The following is an 18,382-nucleotide window of genomic DNA, read 5'->3' as shown; positions in this document are numbered from 1 at the left end:
GCACTATCCTTATCATTCTTTCTATATATCTTTCCATTATTTTTTTTGGTATTATTATACATGTCGATTCCGTGAAAAAGGCATGCTCCCTTATTGAGAGCATGCCTTTTTTACTTATTTCACAGTATATGAATCTTGTTCAATCCAGCTATACATATACTTTTCATCTTCTGTTTCATGTGCTTGTTTTACAATACGAAGCGGACGGAATGTGTCTATCATAACAGCTAATTCAAGCGTCTCTTTCTTCCCTATACTTGCCTCTGTTTTCCCCGGATGCGGCCCATGGGGAATCCCGCTCGGATGAAGTGTAATAGAACCTTCCTCCACACCTTTGCGACTCATAAAGTTTCCTTCTACATAGTAAAGAACTTCATCGCTATTAACATTACTATGATAATATGGTGCCGGAATTGACTCTGGATGATAATCGTATAAACGTGGTACGAAAGAGCAAATAACAAAATTATGCCCTTCAAATGTTTGATGTACTGGCGGCGGCTGATGAATGCGCCCTGTAATTGGTTCAAAATCCTCTACATTAAATACCCACGGATACAAATAGCCATCCCATCCAACAACATCTAACGGGTGGTGTCCTAAAACATGTTTATGCATATAACCTCTTGATTTTGTCATTACGACAAAATCGCCTTTTTCATCATAGGTCTCTAATTTTTCTGGACCACGAAGATCTCTTTCACAAAACGGACTATGCTCTAACAATTGTCCATATTCATTTCGATAACGACGCGGCGTTGTAATTTGGCTATTCGCCTCTACAACGAGAAACTTAGTCTCTCCTTCATCTGGAATAACACGATAAATCGTTCCAATTGGGATCGTTACATAGTCGCCTTTTCTATAGTGAATCGTTCCAAACATCGTTTCAATTTTCCCTGTTCCATAATGAACAAATAACATTTCGTCGCCATCACCATTACGATAGAAATAATCCATTTTTTCTGTTGGGCTCACTACTCCAATTAACAAATCTTCATTTCCAAGTATGAAATTCCGTCCACTTATTGCATCACCACTTTTTCTATTTTCTTTCGTTCGGAAGTGGCGATGAGAAAGAGCAACATCCTCTTCATACTGCAACTGACAAGAATGCGATAATGCAGAATGACCTACTTCTGTTGGCATATAGTGATGATACAAAATAGACTGCGTACCAGAAAAACCTTTTGTTCCCATTACCTGTTCACGATAAAGCGATCCATCTTTTTTACGAAATTGTACATGTCGTTTATGAGGTAGTTCTCCCATGTGACGATAAAACATGCCCATCACTCGCTTCCTTTTCTTTTTTGATCGTATTACGTAGTGTACCTAAACCAGTAATCGACAGCTCTACAACATCTCCATCTTGTAGCCACTCTTCTGTACCAAGTTCTAAAATACAGCCTGTTCCTACTGTCCCAGAACCAATCACATCTCCTGGATATAACGTAACGTCCTCTGAAGCACGTTCAATCATTTCAGCAAATGTATAGTAAATATCTTGGAAGTTTCCCTTTGATAATAGTTTTCCGTTTACATGAGCAGTCATTTCTAAATCATATCGATCACCATTACGATAAACATCTAATTCCTCTTTCGTAACAAGATGTGCTCCTAACGAAGTTGCAAAGTCCTTTCCTTTCGCTGGACCGAGACCTACTTTCATTTCTGTTGCTTGTAAGTCTCTCGCACTCCAGTCATTCATAATACAATAACCAAAAATATATTCCTCTGCTTGCTCACGAGAAATATTTCGCCCTTCTTTTCCTATTACGCAAGCGATCTCCAACTCGTAATCAAGCTTTTTAGACTTTTTCGGACCAATTACAAAATCACCGGAACCAATTACAGCACGATGATTAGTAAAATAAAAAACCGGAATATCATACCATTCAGGCACAACATCTAGTCCTCTTCGTCCGCGAGCTGTTTTTACATGTTGTTCAAATGCATAAAAATCTCGAATACTACTCGGATTAGGAAGAGCAGCTGTCAATTGTACTTCTTCTAAAGCATATATACCCTTATTTGGATTCTTAACATTCCTCACTACTTCTACATACTCATCAGCTTTCTCTAAAAAAGCCATCATAGAAGAAGGGATTCTCCCTTCACTAGCAAGATTCATATCTATTACTTTGTCACCTTCAAGCCATCCAGCCCGTATTTCTTTTGAAGGAAGACGAAATGTAACAAATTTCATCCTGATTCCTCCTTATAAAAATGAAATTTCCACCAGCAAAGGGACTTTTGCTGGTGGATACAAATCTTATAAGTTTCCGCGACGCTCTTGTTCTCTTTCAATTGATTCGAATAACGCTTTAAAGTTTCCTTCACCAAATCCACGGGAACCTTTACGTTGAATGATTTCAATAAATAGAGTCGGGCGATCAACAATTGGTTTCGTAAAGATTTGTAGTAAGTAACCTTCATCGTCACGATCTACTAAGATCTTTAATTCTTTTAGCTTATCAATTTCTTCATCGATTTTTCCAACTCGTGCAGTTAACTCATCATAATAAGTATCAGGTGTATCTAAAAACTCCACCCCATTTGCACGAAGTGCTTCAACCGTTTTAACAATGTCACTTGTTAATAAAGCAAGATGCTGTACACCAGCTCCATTATAGAACTCTAGATACTCTTGAATTTGTGACTTTCTCTTTCCATCTGCTGGTTCGTTAATAGGAAACTTAATACGGCTTCCATTTGTCATAACTTTCGACATTAAAGCCGAATACTCTGTACTAATATCATCATCATCAAAATGAATCATTTGTTTAAAGCCCATGACATTCTCGTAATAACTAACCCACTCTTCCATTTTTTCAACATTACCAACTACATGATCGACAGCAATTAAACCAGACTCTTCAAATGGAATATTAAACTCTACCTTTTGGAATCCTGGCATAAATGCCCCTTTATAATTTTTACGCTCTACAAGCGTATGAATTGTATCACCATACGTACCAATAACTGCTTTTTTCAATGTACCGTCCTCATCTGTTAATTCCTCTGGTGGAGCAATTGCGACGGCACCACGTTTCACTGCTTCTGAGTATGCTTTATCAACATCATCAACAAGTAGTGCCACATCCTTCACGCCATCACCATGAGTCTTTACAAACTCTGCAATACGATTTTCACTACTTAAAGCTCCAGACACAACGAAACGCATATTTTTTTGCACAAGAACATAAGATACCTTTTCACGGTTTCCAGTTTCTAATCCAGAGTAAGCCACAATTTTGAATCCGAATGCTCTCGCAAGATAATAACTCGATTGCTTTGCATTCCCTACGTAAAATTCCAAATGATCTACATCACGTACTGGAAAAAAGTCCTCCATTTGTGCAGCTAGCGTATCCATAGATTTTTGTTTCATAATATCTTCATCCCCCTGTAAATAGATTAAATGGTCCATACTTAAAACCAACCGAAAACGCTTCCAATATAAATAAATAGAAATTAGTTAGCAAGCTAACAAATTCTGACCTTTAAAATTTTCTATCTTTTCTGTCAAATTCCTCTTTTTTTCTTACATATAAAATTCGACTTTTTTCTCTTTGAAATAAAGTGAAACTTTAATCAGCCCTCACCAATCGGGCTTTTACTCAGTGGATTTTTGATTATTCGTTGAATCAAGTTGCAACCGCAGCGTCTAATTATTCATGAATGCTAAATAATGAGGTAACTTTAATACTTGAAGGTATATAAGAAGAAAATAAAAAAGACTCCAACATATTAACTACTTACTAATACGTTAGAGTCTTTATTTTTTTTGAATGATTGTATTTATATATATCATACTAATACACTTGCAAGGAATAGAATAAATGATGTTAATATTACCGCTCCACCTAAGGATCCTAATAAATCTGTTTTTGTTACTTGAAACACTTGTTCACTGTTCATATCCCTCATTCTCCCTTCTTTTTCTTTTGTTACAAAGTTTCTATTATACTAATACACTTGATAGAAATACGATTAATGCTGTTAATACTACCGCTCCACTTGCTGATCCTACAAAGTCACCTTTTGTTACTTGTAATACTTGCTCTTTCATATCTTTCATTCTCCCTTCTTTTTCTTTTGTTACAAAACTTCTATTATACTAATACGCTTGATAGAAATACGATTAATGCTGTTAATACTACCGCTCCACTTGCTGATCCTACGAAGTCACCTTTTGTTACTTGTAATACTTGCTCTTTCATATCTTTCATTCTCCCTTCTTTTTCTTTTGTTAAAAAACTTCTACTATACTAATACGCTTGATAGAAATACGATTAATGCTGTTAATACTACCGCTCCACTTGCTGATCCTACGAAGTCACCTTTTGTTACTTGTAATACTTGCTCTTTCATATCATTTATCCTCCCTTTTCATAAGTTATCTATATGTAATTTCTAAGAAATGTTTATTTCATAGTTTTTATGTTAACGTTACATTAAATTTGATAACGTAACGTTTGTAACATTAATGTAACATAACTATTGTTACGTTGCAATATAATAACGTGAAATTTATTACACTTTTTTTACGTTTTTTTATAACAACCCCCAAAAACCTTTATTTAATGCGATTTTCACTAAGCTCACGTTTGTAACATTCGTGTAACATTACAGTCATAAAGTGAAATATAGTCATACTCCTCTCTATTTTTGTTACAAACAGTTTATTTAGTGACACTAAACCTATCTAATCTTTACTTACTTTTAATATGAGATAAAATACCGTCTTTCCAAGATAAGTTTATATGTTTCCTCTATATAACTATGTATAATAAAAACAAAGAGGTGGTCATTTTGAAATTAATCGCATTAGATATGGATGGTACACTACTATCATCTAATCTTGAAATCTCCAAAGAAAACCTACAAGCAATCCAAACTGCACAAGAAGCTGGTCATATTGTAATGATTTGTTCTGGTCGTGCGAAAGAGGATGCTTTAAAGCTATTGGAAGAATATAAATTATCTCTTCCAGTCGGAGCAAGCAATGGGGCTATTGTTTATGTGGATGGAAAAGTAATTAACTCGCGTTGTATACAAAACGACAAAGTGTACAAACTTGCAAAATTACTAGAATCTGAAAGTTTCCCATATAAGTTATATACAAATAAAGGAGTTTATTCTCCATATACATGGCAAGATCAAGTGATGCAAGCGTTCGAAGAAAATAAGCATGCGCTCGATGTTACATTAGAGGAACTTGAACGAATTACAGAAAAGCAAAAGAAATCGAACCTAATTACTGATTTCAAAAAAATAGAAGATGTTGTAAATAACCAAGAACTAGAAATATCTAAATTCTTCATTTCAACATTTAATGCAGCGCATCGCGCACAGCTATTAAGCGTGTTACAAGAAGACGCTGATATTATGGTTACAGCATCAGCTCCTACTAACTTAGAAATTATGGATAAGAATGGACATAAAGGAAACGGGCTACAGCAGATGGCAGCTCATTTTAATATTCCTATTGAAGATACAGTTGCTATTGGTGATAATTTTAATGATGTACCAATGTTAGAAGTAGCAGGCTTATCTGTTGCAATGGGCAACGCTGAAGAAGATGTAAAAAAACTATGTGATGTTGTAACATTAACAAACAATGAACATGGTGTTTCTCATGCAATCGAGCAATTTGTATTGAAACAAACTTCATCTAGTAAATAAAAAAAGGACTCTTTCAAATTGAAAGAGTCCTTTTTTTATACGTGATGACAAGCAACAAAATGCTCTGCACCAACATTACGAAATTCTGGTATTGTTTTTTTACAAACATCTGTTGCAAACGGGCAACGTGTATGAAAACGACAACCCGAAGGTGGATTTGCTGGACTTGGAATATCCCCTTCTAATATAATTCGCTCTCGCTTCACTGTTGGATCTGGTATTGGAACAGCTGATAACAATGCTTTTGTATACGGATGTAGCGGATTGGTAAATAACTCATCACGCGGCGCGATCTCCACAATTGTACCTAAATACATAATTCCGATTTTCGTACATAAATGTTCTACTACACTTAAATCATGTGAAATGAATAAATAAGATAATCCCTTTTTCTCCTGTAACTCACTAAATAAATTAATAATTTGTGCTTGGATAGATACATCTAGTGCTGCCACAGGTTCATCAGCTACAATGAATTCTGGATTTAATACCATAGCCCTTGCGATTACGATACGCTGACGTTGTCCACCAGAAAACTCATGGGGATACCGGTCAATATGATAAGGAGCTAAGCCACACAACTCCAATACTTCAATTACCTTTTCACGAACATTTTCTTTCGTCGCTAATCCGTGGGCCAACATCGGCTCTCCAAGCGCTTCACCAATTCTCATTCTCGGATTTAATGAGCTAAATGGATCTTGGAAAACGAGCTGCATATTAGGGCGATGTTTTCTCAATTCATCCTTGGATAAAGAATGAACATCTTTCCCTTTAAACTTCACTTCCCCCTCCGTTTTTTGAACGAGACGTAAAATTGTTTTTCCTATCGTTGTTTTTCCGCTCCCTGATTCGCCAACGAGACCAAACACTTCGCCTTTATTAATAGTAAAACTTACTCCATCAACTGCTTTTACATGCCCGATCGTTCTACTAAATATGCCACCTTTAATTGGAAAATATGTCTTTAGGTTTTTCACCTCTAATAATGGTTCACTCATTGTTCCGCACGCTCCTCATATAACCAGCAAGCTACTTTATGATTTTCATCATTTACATTTAGATTTGGGGCTTCTTTTTCACATATTTCCATACAATGCTCACAACGCCCACTAAAGTAGCAAAACTCACCTAAACCAACTAAATTCGGAACTTGCCCTGGAATAGAATATAGTTTATCTATTCGTTTTCCCATTACTGGTTTTGATTTCAATAATCCTTTCGTATAAGGATGTTTTGGATTTTGGAATATCTCTAATACTGGAGCTTCTTCAATAACTTTCCCACCATACATAACGACAACGTAATCAGCCATTTCTGCTACGACACCTAAATCATGTGTAATTAATAAGATCGACGTTTTAAATTCTTCTTTCACTTGTCTTAGTAAATCCAATATTTGAGCTTGAATCGTAACATCAAGAGCTGTTGTTGGTTCATCTGCAATTAATAACTTAGGATTACAACTAAGCGCAACAGCAATCATAATACGTTGTAACATCCCGCCGCTCAGTTCATGCGGATAAGAATGGACGATTTCATCAGCGCGGGCTATGCCAACTTTACGAATTAACTCAATTGCCTTCTTATATGCTTCATTTTTACTAAGTAATTCATGCTCCCTTAACGTTTCTACAATTTGCTCTCCTACAGTGAAGACGGGGTTTAGCGATGTCATTGGTTCTTGGAAAATCATTGCAATATCATTACCTCGTAAACTACGAAGTTCTTTCTCTTTCATTCCTAAAAGACTTTTTCCTTCATATAAAATGTCTCCACCCACTACACTGCCTGATTCAGCAATAAGCCCCATAATAGATAAAGCTGTTACACTCTTCCCGCAACCAGATTCACCTACAACACAAACAGTTTCACCTTCTCGAACAGCAAAACTAACATGATTCACAGCTTTTACTGTCCCTTCCTCCGTTTGAAAGTGTGTTTGTAAGTCTTTTAGCTCTACTACCGCTCTACTCATACCTTCTCACCTACCGTCTCATCTTTGGATCTAACGCATCACGAAGTGCATCACCAAGTAAATTAATTGATACAACTGTTATAAAGATTGCAAAACCAGGTGGAATCCATAACCACGGACGCTTTTGGAAATCAATTAATGAGTTAGCTGCGCTAATCATGTTCCCCCATGATGGCGTAGGTGGGACGACGCCGAGACCTAAGTAACTTAGTGCGGATTCTCCCAAAATAGAACCTGCAACACCTAATGTAGATACGACAATTAAAATGGGTAAAACATTAGGTATTAAGTGATATATAATTTTCCGGTAATCTTTTATTCCTAACACATCCGCAGCTTGCATAAATGCTTGCTCCCTAAGTGATAAAATTTGCCCTCTTACAAGGCGTGCAAGCCCTGGCCAACCTACTAAACTTAAAATAATCATAATGACATATAAACGATAATCAGACGGTACTTTCCACTCTGATAAAATCGCACCCATTATAATAAGTAACGGTAATCCTGGCATCGACATTAAAATATCTGCAAGCCGCATAATAATATTGTCCACAATACCACGATAAAAACCTGCAATCGCTCCTAATACAGCTCCTAGTATCACTGATAAAACCATTGAAGCTATGCCGATAGTTAATGAAATCCGTCCCGCTTGCATTAGTCTCGTTAAAATATCTCTTCCTAATTGATCTGTACCAAGCCAATGAGAAAAACTAGGTGGTTTGTTAATTAGTGCAACTTGTATTTTCCCTGATGCATATGGTGAAAAGAAAGGACCAATAAAACAAAATAAAAACATAAAAATTAATGCATACAATCCTACGAGTGCCATCTTATTTCTTTTTATCTTTTTAAGAGCCTGTCGCCACGGTGATGATTCATTTTTCCTTTTCTTTTTTTCTTTTTTCTCTGTAATCGCTGTAACAGTTTCCATCTCATTCCCCCCTTACTTCAACCGAATACGTGGATCAACAACTGCATATACAATGTCTGCGAAAAAATTCGAAACAATTGTTAAACAAGAAAGAAACATTGTAAATGCCATTAACACTGTATAATCGCGGAAATTTAATGCCTCTAATTGAATACTACCAATCCCTGGCCAGTTAAAAATTTGTTCAATAATAATCGCTCCTGAAAACAAACCTGGTAATTCAAATGCTAATAACGTAATTGCCGGCAATATTGCATTTTTTAATGCATGCTTATAAATAACCGTCTTCTCCTTCAAACCTTTCGCTCTTGCTGTTCGTATGTAATCTTGTCTTACAACCTCTAACATACTTGTTCTAAAATAACGAGTTAGCGAGCCGACCCCAAGAAGTGTCAAAATAAATACTGGTAAAATCATATGTTTTGCAACTTCTATCACGTAAGCAAATCCTGTTGAATTACTGCCAACATCAATCATTCCACCTATCGGCAATAATTTAAGATCCACTGCGAACACCTTAATTAGAAACAAACCAATAAAAAATGAAGGAAATGACATTGCCGCAAAGATACCAATTGTTACAAGCTTATCGAATAAAGAATGTTGCTTCGTCGCCGAGAATACACCGATAATAAGTGCAATTAGCCAAATAAAAAATAACGCAATAACTGCTACACTAAAAGAATTCCAAATAAATTTATTTAATAATGATGTTACAGGTTCTTGATATTGAAGCGAGAAACCAAAATCTCCTTGCAAGGCATTACCTAACCAATGAAAATAACGCTCAATAATTGGCTTATTTAATCCATACAATTCCCTAAGCTCTGCTGCTCTTTGTGGTGTAATCTTAGGATTTGAATCAATATAATCCCCCGGAAGAAGTGCAAACAGGAAGAAAATAACAATTGATGTTCCAAATAGTGTAGGAATCATTTGTAACAACCTACGAACGATATACGTCTTCACCCTTTTCCTCTCCAATCTTATGCTTAAAATAGAAGAACATTTTTTCGAATCAGCATATTACTAGCTGAATGAAAAAATGTCTTCTACTTATACATTCTTCTCGTTATTTTTCAATAGATAATACTGGCGAGTTCGAACTAATACTGTCATACTTCTCAGGATCAATTCCTTTAATGTTTCCATTGTAAGCTGTGATGACTCTACGATAATTCAATAAAATTACTGGCGGATCATCACTTAATTCTTTGTATAGTTCTTTATAAATCGGTTTACGTTTTTCAATATCTACAGTTTCAAGTCCCTTTTTAATTAATGCATCTACTTTTTCATTTTTATATCCTAGGGTATTATCATCACCATCCGAGGAGTAGCCACCTACAGTTTCACTTGGATCTGTTGTAATTGGTGTTGCAACAGAAGCTAAATCATAATCTCCTTTTTTTACTTTTGACAGCATCGTATTAAAGTCCATAAATTCAGGGTTGAATTCAACGCCTAATTCTTTATAGTTCTCTTTTGCAATCGGAATAAATAAATCACCGTCTTTTGCCGAGCTTGCACCATAATACGTTAATTTAAGCTTTTGACCATCTTTTTCACGAATTCCGTCTGAACCAGCTTTCCATCCAGCTTCATCTAATAATTTCTTCGCCTTATCTAAGTTATATTCGTACTTATTAATCCCCTCTTCTGTATAAGCCCAAGATGTTGGATGAATTGGAACATTAGCTACTGTACCGTATCCTTTAAAAGCTGTATCTACATACTTTTTACGATCCAAACCATAAATAAGAGCTTGACGAACTTTCTTATCTTTTAAATACGGTTTTTTACTATTCATTCTTATATAACTAAATGAAGAAGCCGTCTCTATTTCAACATTTGCAAACTGCAAACTCTTCACTTGTTCTAAAATTTCATCCCCATAACCTACTCCTGTATAATCTATCTCACCTGTTTGGAATAATTGGAACTTGGTATCCGGTGAAGTAATTTTATAAATAAAGTTTTGAATTTTTGGTTTACCTGCATAATAATTTTCATTTGCTATAAAACGAACTTCCTGTCCTGGTATATACTTTTCGAACTTATATGGCCCCGCAGCTATCGGTTTTCCATATAACTCTTTTAAATAATCTAAACTAGTATTTTGTTTATACTCTTTTCCATAATAAGCTTTCGATAATACTGGACCACCTAAAGCAATTAGCGCTTGTGAGTTAACTTTTTCAGTCGTAATTTTAATTGTTTGTGGATCAACAACTTGAATTCCTTCAATAGACGTCGCTTTTCCCTCTTTATATTCTTTTCCACCTTTAATTACATATTGTGAAATATCATCGCCGCCTTCATATGCTTTATCATGTAGAAGTGTTAATGTAAATGCTACATCGTCGGCAGTTAATGGCGATCCATCACTAAATTTCAAGTCTTTACGTAAATGAAATGTATATGTTAATTGGTCTGAAGAAACATCCCACTTCTCAGCAAGATCCGGTATCGGTTTTCCTTGTTTATCTGTTGTAACAAGAGAAGCAAATATAACCGATGTCACATTACCATCCCAACCATTCTCTTGAAAGTAAGGTAAGAAAACTCCCCCAGGCTTGGAGATACCTGAAATAAAAGTATCTTTTCTATTTTTTGCCTTATCAGGCACCTTTGTCTTATCTGTAGCAGCAATCTTTTCAACTTTTACATTTTTTAAATCCTGCTGTTTAACCGGTTCTGTAGAAGCCGCGTCCTCCTGTCCCCCACAAGCAGACAACACAAGCGAACTACTCATTAATACCGAAAATACACCAGCCCATTTTTTTGTCTTTTTCTTCATTGTCCCCACCCTAACTTTTTATGATTATACCCTCTGAACGAATTACCTTATGTATGCCTCCCACAGCAACATTTATAGCCAATCGGAAAAGTCGGTTTTAATCGTAAAAAAATAGATGTTTTTGAGGGGTAACAATCTTATTCCGACCTTTCCGGTAGACTTTATGGTTATTAGCTTATATCGTTCATTATGTTTTGTCAATTCTTTCTAAATAAATATTTTTAGAATTTTCCCAAAATTTTATCTCTACATTTATACTTTAAGAAAACTCAGCTATAATTCGTATTAAAAACTTAAAAATCTACTTCTATTTCTTCAGCATGAAACATAGAATACTAATAACCAATTACCAAAAAGGGGGCGAAAATATGGACAACCTATTCCAATACGTCCTGCACTACGTATTATTAACAATTATGATAGTCGGGGCGCTATTACTATTCCCGTTCTTCCCAAAGTTCGTCCTCTTTTTAGCTTTTTTTATCATGCTCGGGATCGCTATTATAATTTCAACAAGAGAAGATGCCACGCAGAAAGAGAGCAGAGTTCAGCGCGTAAAGCTGTAACTTTGCTCTCTTTTCGTTTTCAATCACTAGTCTCTGTTACACATATTTATCCCGCTATTTGCCGGGCAGTAAAACCCCCACTGATTAAAGTTTCACTTTATCTCTCGGGAAATAATTAGCCTTTGTTTTTGTGATTACTCCTATTGAAAAGCCACTAATGACATTTATTTTTCACCTTATCATTTCATACGCTTCACAAGCTATGCAAATTGAGGAACACGGATTTATCTAAGTTACTGTTTCACGTGAAACACATCGCTTCATTTAATCTTTAAAGCAAAATATCATTATGAAAAAGCCACTTCCTCCAGCAAAACTGAAAGGAAGTGGCTTTCTACTCTTTACTCCACAATATTCTCTAACTCACTATATAACTTCGCTCGTAACAACTCTTTCATCGTTTTTTCCTCATATAATTTTTCAAGTCTTTCAACATCAGCTACATGTTCCATTTCACATTCTATTGCATATATATCTTCTTCTACATGCATTAACTCATTTTCAATCTCTTCAAGATTCCTAGCTTTTTTCTCTTTTACTGGAACCATTTCAACACTCTTTCTCCCTTGGCGTTTCTGCTTTATTACTTGCTTCTCAAGCTTTTCTTCCCATTTTTGACGAGCCCATGCATAGTTTCCTGCAAACTCAAATAATTTACATTCATCAATCCAGTACGTCTTTTCAAATAACTTATTTAAAAAATAACGATCATGTGAAACAGCTAGGATTGTTCCATTATATTGCTCAAGGGCTTCCTCTAAAACTTCCCTTGATTCAATATCAAGGTGGTTTGTCGGCTCATCTAAAATTAGAAAATTGATGTCTTGATACATAAGTTGCGCAAGTCTTAACCTCATTTTTTCTCCACCGCTCAGTTGCGTTACTTTCTTAAATACTGCTGGACCATAAAATAAAAACTTAGCCAATATATGTCTTGCTTCTCCTTCGGTTACAGCTACATACTCTCTAAACGCTTCCAATACATTACTCTTCACATTTCCATACGTATGCTGTGATAAATAACCAATTTTGACACTACTACCAATTCGAATTTCACCAACGTCTGGATTTATTTCTTCTAATAGTAGTTTTAATAATGTAGTCTTTCCTGTACCATTACGACCAACGATAGCCGCACGCTCTTGAAAACGAACATGTAAATTCGCTTGTTCAAATAAAGGTCGGCCAGCAAAACCTTTACTCACTTCTTTCATTACAACAACATCTTTCCCGCTTCTCTCTTGCCCTTCAAACTGAAGACCCATCTGTTTTCGTTCTAAAATTGGCCTCTTTAATTTCTCTATACGTTCTAACGCACGTTCCATATTTCTCGCTCTTTTATGCAATCCTTCATTCGGAGGGTTCGCTTGATTTGCCCATTCACGTAGACGCTTAATTGCTTCTTTCATTTTCTTTATTTTCTTTTGTTGCTCCTGATAAGCTTGAAACTCTTGAAGTAATTTTTCTTCCTTCTCCTCAACGAACTGAGAATAATTCGTATGGTACACGTGAATCTCTCCATCTTCCAAATCAAAAATTTTCGTTACAACTTCATCAAGGAAATAACGATCATGTGAAATAACCATAACTGTTCCAGTGTATTCTTTTAAAAATTGCTCTAACCATTCAACTGCAAATAAATCTAAATGATTTGTTGGTTCATCTAATAGAAGTAAATCTGGTTTCTGCAATAGCATATATGCAAGGCTTACTTTCGTCTGTTCTCCTCCACTTAATTCCGTAAACACTCTTGAAAATAAGTCTGTCACTTGTAAGCCATTTGCTACCTTCATTATATTTGCCTCGATTTCATAACCACCGAGAAACGCAAATTTTTCTTGAATGACTCCATACCTCTCCATTAACTTTTCCAAAGCAGATTGTTCCTGTTCCACCGCCATATTTTTTTCTAAAGCATGCATTTCTTTTTCTAATTCCTTTTCTACTTTAAAAGCAGAACTCAATACATCATATACAGTCATAGCCTCATCAAACTTCGGAATTTGTGCGACATGACCAATACGTGTACCTTTCTTCATATGAATGGCTCCTGCATCCAAACTCTCCCTTCCCGTCAGAAGCCCAAAGATTGTTGTCTTCCCACTACCGTTACGACCAACTAATCCAACACGTTCACCATTCTTTATTTCAAGCGATATATTTTCAAATATGGTGTTTCCACCAAAAGATTTCGTTACATTATTTACACTACAAATAGTCATTTTCCGTACTCCTTTCAATATAAAAAACCATGAGAAAGAAACATTCCCCATGGTTTTCGGCATAGAAAAAGGAAGCCAAACAGCTCCCTTTTCACACGTTTATTAAAAATGGGTGAAGAGATTTCTATCGTTCAATAGTCACTATGCAATTGTTAAAAAAGGGCATACGTATCCCGTTAACAACTACATCATGAAAAATCGCACGACAAAAATAGATAAAATCTAAAAATTTGGCACGTGCAGCTAAAGAACGTTTCATCTCATTCACCCCTTTCGTACGGAATTTAATACTTACTTCTTTATTATACTTTCCAATTTCATGTTTGAATAGTCATTTTTCTGAAAATAATGAAGATAGACTAAACATTTCAATAAGTGACATCAAATCTTACAAAACTGTTATGTTCACGTAATGGAAAGCGATAGTACGAAAAGATGCCTCCCTATACAATAAAGATGTAAACAAGAGAGACAAACAAAAGGAGGAAACAAACATGATGAAAGAAATCGTAAAAGCAATCTTTGAGGTATTAGTGAACGGACAAGCAGTTGTAAAAGAACTAAATGAACTATAAAAAGGAGTGAAGAAATATGATGAACATGGTGAAAATGATTTTACACGCTTTAGTCGATGCAAAAGCAGTTAGCCAAGAATTAAACCAACAATAAAAAGGGGTATATGAATATGAAGAAAGCCATTATTATAATTGCAAGCACAGCAATTACTTTATACACAATAAAAAATAGAAAAAAGAAAAATACTGAAAATGTTCTATATTATCCATACACACTATTAGAGAAAAAATAAAAGACAAGGTACCCTATCGTAATGAGGATATCTTGTCTTTTATTTTTTCCATATTGCCTTTAGAGGATTTCCTCCTCCTTTTCCCGAATGTATTAAGCGGGATTTTTACACATATTTTAAAGGGGCATATATACAAATGGATACACAACAACTATATTTTTTAAACGATATCGGTAAACAAAAACCAGAAAGTATTCGGAATAGAAGCGCTGCATGTCCATTTTGCGATAAAGAACATTTAACGGATATTTTAGCAACTGATGGTTCTATTATTTGGTTAAAAAATAAATTTCCTACATTACAAGATACATTTCAAACAGTGTTAATCGAAACCGGTAATTGCGAAGATCATATCGCAACATATACAGAAGAACATATGCGGAAATTAATGCAATTTTCTATTCAACATTGGTTACACTTACAGAAGAAAGAAGAGTTCGCATCTGTGATTTTATACAAAAATCACGGTCCATTTTCAGGTGGAAGTTTGCATCATGCACACATGCAAATTATCGGAATGAAATATGTAGATTATCTTGAAAATATTGAAGAAGAAAATTTCCAAGGGGTAATTGTTCAAAAAAACGAACGCATTGAGCTTAATATTTCAGAGCGTCCCATTATCGGCTTCACTGAATTCAATATAATCATTGATAATATTTCATATATAGATGATATGGCAAATTACATTCAGCAAACTGTACGTTACATACTGACAGATTTTCATAAAGGATGCAGTAGTTATAACTTATTCTTCTATTACTTAAATAGAAAAATTATTTGTAAAGTTGTTCCTAGGTTTGTCGTTTCACCGCTGTATGTAGGATATAAAATACCTCAAGTTTCTACAAAACTAGAAGAGGTGAAAATACAACTCACGCAGTATTTTACGAAAGAAAAGGCTGAAATTATTCATAAAAAAACAGAGTAGGTATCAAAACCTACTCTTTAATTACACCTTTATTTCGATAGTACACATCTTCTAATCCGATGTTATACTTCATGTTATTATCCGTCCACTCTGGCCCTAAATTCCCTGGCCACCCAGATGTATTCGCTATATATTTCAGTAATGCAAAATCAGTTAAACCTTTTTGCACCCCGCGCTTATATCCTTTCATCAAATGCGGCATTGCAATTTGTGCATTTGTACGTGGATCTTTCAGCTCATCATCAGTTAAATGTTCTGGTGCAAGCCCGCCGCCGCGGTGTAGTTGAAACAATCCGAATGAAGTTCCATTATCTCCAACACTTCTTGGATTTAATCGACTTTCATGCTCAGCAATTGCAAGAGGTATCCATTCCGGAAGATTTACTTTCTTAGCTTCCTCTATAATGATTTGTTTCATCTGTTTTGCTTCTTCTGAATCAACATAGCTTGTTCCATTCACTAGCTTATCCATTCCTTCAGACTTTCCTTGGAAATATAAATATACCCCAAGAACAACTAAAAATCCTACAAAGAATTTCTTCACTACCTCTACCTCTTTCTCCGCTGAAATTTGTCCCCTTTCAGCCTTCCCTTTACAATTACCTACATTCTACTACTCTTTTATCATAGCAAATAACTATACATATTATCATCATGCTTTAGACCGATTTTGTGAAAAAAAAGCTGGTAAATACGTACAAAAATGTAACTTTCATAGACTATAACGCATTCATTGTATATAATTGTAAATTGAATTCTAAATATAAACTAGGAGAATAATAATATGAAAAAATGGCTGTTACTCTTATTTAGTTTACTACTATTAATTCCTGTCCCTATTTCTGCACAAAAAACTGAACAACCAAAAACCCTTATTTTATACAGTTCAAACGATGATCAAATTACAAGCGATATCCAAATACTTAATACACAAGTAGGGCATTTCACTAATAATATAACAATTAAAAACATAAAACAGTTAGCTGAAATAACTGATAAATCTTCGTATACACATGTTATTTACATGGGTGAAAAACAAGAAGAACTTTCTACTGAAGCAAAGGAATTTCTAGAAGGCTTCCCAGGACCATTACTAGTTTTAGGTCAAAATATAGAACAGTTATCTACTCGTTTTTCATTTATCACACTTAAAAATGAAGATATAAACTCTGATACAATTGAATATCCAACACGTAAACTAAAGAATATATTAGAAGAAGAAAGATCAATTAAACAACTTGATACAAACGGCACAATTCTCGCACATGCTTTAAGAGGAAATAATACTTATCCATTAATTGTACAGCAAAATAATTCTTATTATGTAGCAACTTCTAACCTCTTTGATTGGATATCTTATTATATTGGCGAAAGCCTATTTTCTTATTTTCGGCAAAAACCCGAAACCAATAAAAAATTAGCTTATTTACGTCTTGAGGATGTTCACCCAGCAGCAGATATAAATCAATTGAAAGAAATTGCTGAATTACTAAAAGAGAAGAAGATTCCTTACATGATCACTGTTATTCCTGTATATACAGATCCAGATACAGGTAAAACACTACATTTAAAAGATAAACCCAAACTAGTCGATCTTTTACGCTCTATGCAAGATGATGGCGCAGCGATTATTATGCATGGTTACACTCACCAATTTTATGATAGTGAAACTGGGGAAGGTTTTGAATTTTGGGACGTAAAGACGGATCAACCAATTCGCCAACCGAAACATGAAAAACCGAAGTCAAAAGATGAATTTCCAAATATAGAGTCATATAACCAATATGTAAAAAAAGGGGAAGAGTTTGAGGAAAAATATACGACAGATCACATCGAAAAGGGGATTCAAGAACTTGTAGATGCTAAACTATATCCTGTCGCCTTTGAAGCACCTCATTACACAATGTCTCAAAAAGGGTATGAAATATTATCAAGATACTTTTCAACTTATGTAGGACAACTACAGTTAAGTGATACAACTTGGAAATCCATGCACTCTCCAGCATATAGAAGTACACCATCATTTCTACATGGAATGAAATTAACGCCTGAAACAGTCGGTTTTATTGAAGAAGATAAGCCACAAGCTATTGCTAAAATGAAAGCAAATGCTTTATCTGTTGCTAAATTATCCGATGGGATTATTGGAGCATTCTATCATCCTTACTTAGGTGTGAAACCATTAAAAGAAGTGTTAAAGGATCTAGAGAGTATTCCAAATATAGAATGGATTGATTTACAAAAGGAAAAGAATGAAGTAAAAATGAAAGGTATTCATATTACTACGAATAAAGACGGCATTCACGTTAAAAAACCAACAAGTGCAAATGACATAATTGATTATATAAAGCAATATGGCTTCTTCCTTATACTAGGATTCGTTATTATTGTCTTTCTTTTATTATTAAAACGCGCGAAAAAATTAGAATCCTAATACAAAACCATCGAGCGG

Annotated in this window: 20 protein-coding genes; 5 read left to right on the top strand and 15 right to left on the bottom strand. The window is 34.9% G+C overall.

Annotation, left to right across the window (positions count from 1 at the left end; genetic code table 11):
- Positions 1–114: 114 nt before the first annotated feature.
- From MHI26_RS01290 to MHI26_RS01260, 7 genes are all read right to left on the bottom strand, one after another.
- Positions 115–1,287, bottom strand: a complete 1,173-nt coding sequence (locus MHI26_RS01290) for a homogentisate 1,2-dioxygenase (RefSeq protein ID WP_061667700.1) — start codon at positions 1,285–1,287, stop codon at positions 115–117.
- Positions 1,253–2,209, bottom strand: coding sequence for a fumarylacetoacetate hydrolase family protein (locus MHI26_RS01285; RefSeq protein WP_000673996.1), 957 nt, complete (start codon positions 2,207–2,209; stop codon positions 1,253–1,255). Before MHI26_RS01285 ends, MHI26_RS01290 begins: the two co-directional genes overlap by 35 nt.
- Positions 2,210–2,275: 66 nt before the next feature.
- Positions 2,276–3,394, bottom strand: coding sequence for a 4-hydroxyphenylpyruvate dioxygenase (gene hppD / locus MHI26_RS01280; protein WP_000810920.1), 1,119 nt, complete (start codon positions 3,392–3,394; stop codon positions 2,276–2,278).
- Positions 3,395–3,813: 419 nt separating this feature from the next.
- A complete protein-coding gene (locus MHI26_RS01275) occupies positions 3,814–3,924 on the bottom strand; it encodes a DUF3948 family protein (protein WP_001083691.1) in 111 nt (36 codons plus the stop codon).
- 43 nt (positions 3,925–3,967) lie between these two features.
- Entirely contained in the window at positions 3,968–4,084 is a 117-nt protein-coding gene (locus MHI26_RS01270; RefSeq protein ID WP_000654250.1) for a DUF3948 family protein, read from the bottom strand.
- A 34-nt stretch (positions 4,085–4,118) separates the two neighbouring features.
- Complete coding sequence (locus tag MHI26_RS01265; protein WP_000654250.1) at positions 4,119–4,235, bottom strand: DUF3948 family protein; 117 nt, start codon at positions 4,233–4,235, stop codon at positions 4,119–4,121.
- A gap of 34 nt (positions 4,236–4,269) precedes the next feature.
- On the bottom strand, positions 4,270–4,377 hold the full coding sequence (locus tag MHI26_RS01260; protein WP_000664237.1) for a DUF3948 family protein: 108 nt from the start codon (positions 4,375–4,377) through the stop codon (positions 4,270–4,272).
- A gap of 441 nt (positions 4,378–4,818) precedes the next feature.
- Between MHI26_RS01260 and MHI26_RS01255 the strand changes: the two genes are divergently transcribed.
- The gene (locus MHI26_RS01255) at positions 4,819–5,691 is read left to right on the top strand and encodes a Cof-type HAD-IIB family hydrolase (RefSeq protein ID WP_061666727.1); all 873 of its coding nucleotides are present in this window, start codon (positions 4,819–4,821) and stop codon (positions 5,689–5,691) included.
- Between the two features lie 35 nt (positions 5,692–5,726).
- On the opposite strand, the gene MHI26_RS01250 is transcribed toward MHI26_RS01255, so the two are convergent.
- The 5 genes from MHI26_RS01250 to MHI26_RS01230 all read right to left on the bottom strand — a co-directional run bounded on the left by MHI26_RS01250 (position 5,727) and on the right by MHI26_RS01230 (position 11,403).
- Positions 5,727–6,692: an ABC transporter ATP-binding protein gene (locus tag MHI26_RS01250; protein ID WP_061666728.1), complete on the bottom strand. Its 966-nt coding sequence runs from the start codon at positions 6,690–6,692 to the stop codon at positions 5,727–5,729.
- Positions 6,689–7,669, bottom strand: a complete 981-nt coding sequence (locus MHI26_RS01245; protein ID WP_000085614.1) for an ABC transporter ATP-binding protein — start codon at positions 7,667–7,669, stop codon at positions 6,689–6,691. Before MHI26_RS01245 ends, MHI26_RS01250 begins: the two co-directional genes overlap by 4 nt.
- Positions 7,670–7,679: 10 nt before the next feature.
- Positions 7,680–8,603, bottom strand: coding sequence for an oligopeptide ABC transporter permease (opp4C, locus tag MHI26_RS01240; RefSeq protein ID WP_000451060.1), 924 nt, complete (start codon positions 8,601–8,603; stop codon positions 7,680–7,682).
- 12 nt (positions 8,604–8,615) lie between these two features.
- Positions 8,616–9,572, bottom strand: coding sequence for an ABC transporter permease (locus MHI26_RS01235; RefSeq protein WP_000860745.1), 957 nt, complete (start codon positions 9,570–9,572; stop codon positions 8,616–8,618).
- Between the two features lie 103 nt (positions 9,573–9,675).
- Positions 9,676–11,403, bottom strand: a complete 1,728-nt coding sequence (locus tag MHI26_RS01230; RefSeq protein WP_061666729.1) for an ABC transporter substrate-binding protein — start codon at positions 11,401–11,403, stop codon at positions 9,676–9,678.
- A gap of 368 nt (positions 11,404–11,771) precedes the next feature.
- Here MHI26_RS01230 and MHI26_RS01225 point away from each other — a divergent pair, with 368 nt between their 5' ends.
- Positions 11,772–11,969 (top strand): hypothetical protein, encoded by a 198-nt coding sequence (locus MHI26_RS01225; RefSeq protein ID WP_000369254.1) that lies wholly within the window; start codon positions 11,772–11,774, stop codon positions 11,967–11,969.
- 341 nt (positions 11,970–12,310) lie between these two features.
- Here MHI26_RS01225 and abc-f read toward each other — a convergent pair whose 3' ends face one another.
- Entirely contained in the window at positions 12,311–14,242 is a 1,932-nt protein-coding gene (gene abc-f, locus MHI26_RS01220; RefSeq protein ID WP_141526881.1) for a ribosomal protection-like ABC-F family protein, read from the bottom strand.
- A gap of 73 nt (positions 14,243–14,315) precedes the next feature.
- Positions 14,316–14,450, bottom strand: a complete 135-nt coding sequence (locus MHI26_RS01215; RefSeq protein WP_000830643.1) for an RAxF-45 family protein — start codon at positions 14,448–14,450, stop codon at positions 14,316–14,318.
- A 420-nt stretch (positions 14,451–14,870) separates the two neighbouring features.
- Between MHI26_RS01215 and MHI26_RS01210 the strand changes: the two genes are divergently transcribed.
- A complete protein-coding gene (locus MHI26_RS01210) occupies positions 14,871–14,999 on the top strand; it encodes a hypothetical protein (protein WP_002083998.1) in 129 nt (42 codons plus the stop codon).
- A gap of 136 nt (positions 15,000–15,135) precedes the next feature.
- Positions 15,136–15,930: a DUF4931 domain-containing protein gene (locus tag MHI26_RS01205; protein ID WP_061666731.1), complete on the top strand. Its 795-nt coding sequence runs from the start codon at positions 15,136–15,138 to the stop codon at positions 15,928–15,930.
- A gap of 10 nt (positions 15,931–15,940) precedes the next feature.
- Here the strand turns inward: MHI26_RS01205 and MHI26_RS01200 are convergent, their stop codons facing one another.
- Positions 15,941–16,474, bottom strand: a complete 534-nt coding sequence (locus tag MHI26_RS01200; protein WP_000713249.1) for a transglycosylase SLT domain-containing protein — start codon at positions 16,472–16,474, stop codon at positions 15,941–15,943.
- A gap of 240 nt (positions 16,475–16,714) precedes the next feature.
- Between MHI26_RS01200 and MHI26_RS01195 the strand changes: the two genes are divergently transcribed.
- Complete coding sequence (locus tag MHI26_RS01195; RefSeq protein ID WP_061666732.1) at positions 16,715–18,364, top strand: DUF2334 domain-containing protein; 1,650 nt, start codon at positions 16,715–16,717, stop codon at positions 18,362–18,364.
- The last annotated feature ends 18 nt before the right edge of the window (positions 18,365–18,382 follow it).

The sequence above is a fragment of the Bacillus sp. FSL K6-1218 genome, from assembly GCF_038006445.1.
In the GTDB taxonomy this organism is placed as follows: domain Bacteria; phylum Bacillota; class Bacilli; order Bacillales; family Bacillaceae_G; genus Bacillus_A; species Bacillus_A thuringiensis_S.
This window is presented reverse-complemented; position numbering and strand designations above follow the sequence as displayed.

What these genes read in the sequence shown, in the direction of transcription:
- MHI26_RS01290 (WP_061667700.1), bottom strand. Translation starts at nt 1,287, where the DNA reads ATGTTTTATCGTCACATGGGAGAACTACCTCATAAACGACATGTACAA.
- MHI26_RS01285 (WP_000673996.1), bottom strand. Translation starts at nt 2,209, where the DNA reads ATGAAATTTGTTACATTTCGTCTTCCTTCAAAAGAAATACGGGCTGGA.
- hppD (WP_000810920.1), bottom strand. Translation starts at nt 3,394, where the DNA reads ATGAAACAAAAATCTATGGATACGCTAGCTGCACAAATGGAGGACTTT.
- MHI26_RS01275 (WP_001083691.1), bottom strand. Translation starts at nt 3,924, where the DNA reads ATGAACAGTGAACAAGTGTTTCAAGTAACAAAAACAGATTTATTAGGA.
- MHI26_RS01270 (WP_000654250.1), bottom strand. Translation starts at nt 4,084, where the DNA reads ATGAAAGATATGAAAGAGCAAGTATTACAAGTAACAAAAGGTGACTTT.
- MHI26_RS01265 (WP_000654250.1), bottom strand. Translation starts at nt 4,235, where the DNA reads ATGAAAGATATGAAAGAGCAAGTATTACAAGTAACAAAAGGTGACTTC.
- MHI26_RS01260 (WP_000664237.1), bottom strand. Translation starts at nt 4,377, where the DNA reads ATGAAAGAGCAAGTATTACAAGTAACAAAAGGTGACTTCGTAGGATCA.
- MHI26_RS01250 (WP_061666728.1), bottom strand. Translation starts at nt 6,692, where the DNA reads ATGAGTGAACCATTATTAGAGGTGAAAAACCTAAAGACATATTTTCCA.
- MHI26_RS01245 (WP_000085614.1), bottom strand. Translation starts at nt 7,669, where the DNA reads ATGAGTAGAGCGGTAGTAGAGCTAAAAGACTTACAAACACACTTTCAA.
- opp4C (WP_000451060.1), bottom strand. Translation starts at nt 8,603, where the DNA reads ATGGAAACTGTTACAGCGATTACAGAGAAAAAAGAAAAAAAGAAAAGG.
- MHI26_RS01230 (WP_061666729.1), bottom strand. Translation starts at nt 11,403, where the DNA reads ATGAAGAAAAAGACAAAAAAATGGGCTGGTGTATTTTCGGTATTAATG.
- MHI26_RS01225 (WP_000369254.1), top strand. Translation starts at nt 11,772, where the DNA reads ATGGACAACCTATTCCAATACGTCCTGCACTACGTATTATTAACAATT.
- abc-f (WP_141526881.1), bottom strand. Translation starts at nt 14,242, where the DNA reads ATGGGGAATGTTTCTTTCTCATGGTTTTTTATATTGAAAGGAGTACGG.
- MHI26_RS01215 (WP_000830643.1), bottom strand. Translation starts at nt 14,450, where the DNA reads ATGAAACGTTCTTTAGCTGCACGTGCCAAATTTTTAGATTTTATCTAT.
- MHI26_RS01210 (WP_002083998.1), top strand. Translation starts at nt 14,871, where the DNA reads ATGAATATGAAGAAAGCCATTATTATAATTGCAAGCACAGCAATTACT.
- MHI26_RS01205 (WP_061666731.1), top strand. Translation starts at nt 15,136, where the DNA reads ATGGATACACAACAACTATATTTTTTAAACGATATCGGTAAACAAAAA.
- MHI26_RS01195 (WP_061666732.1), top strand. Translation starts at nt 16,715, where the DNA reads ATGAAAAAATGGCTGTTACTCTTATTTAGTTTACTACTATTAATTCCT.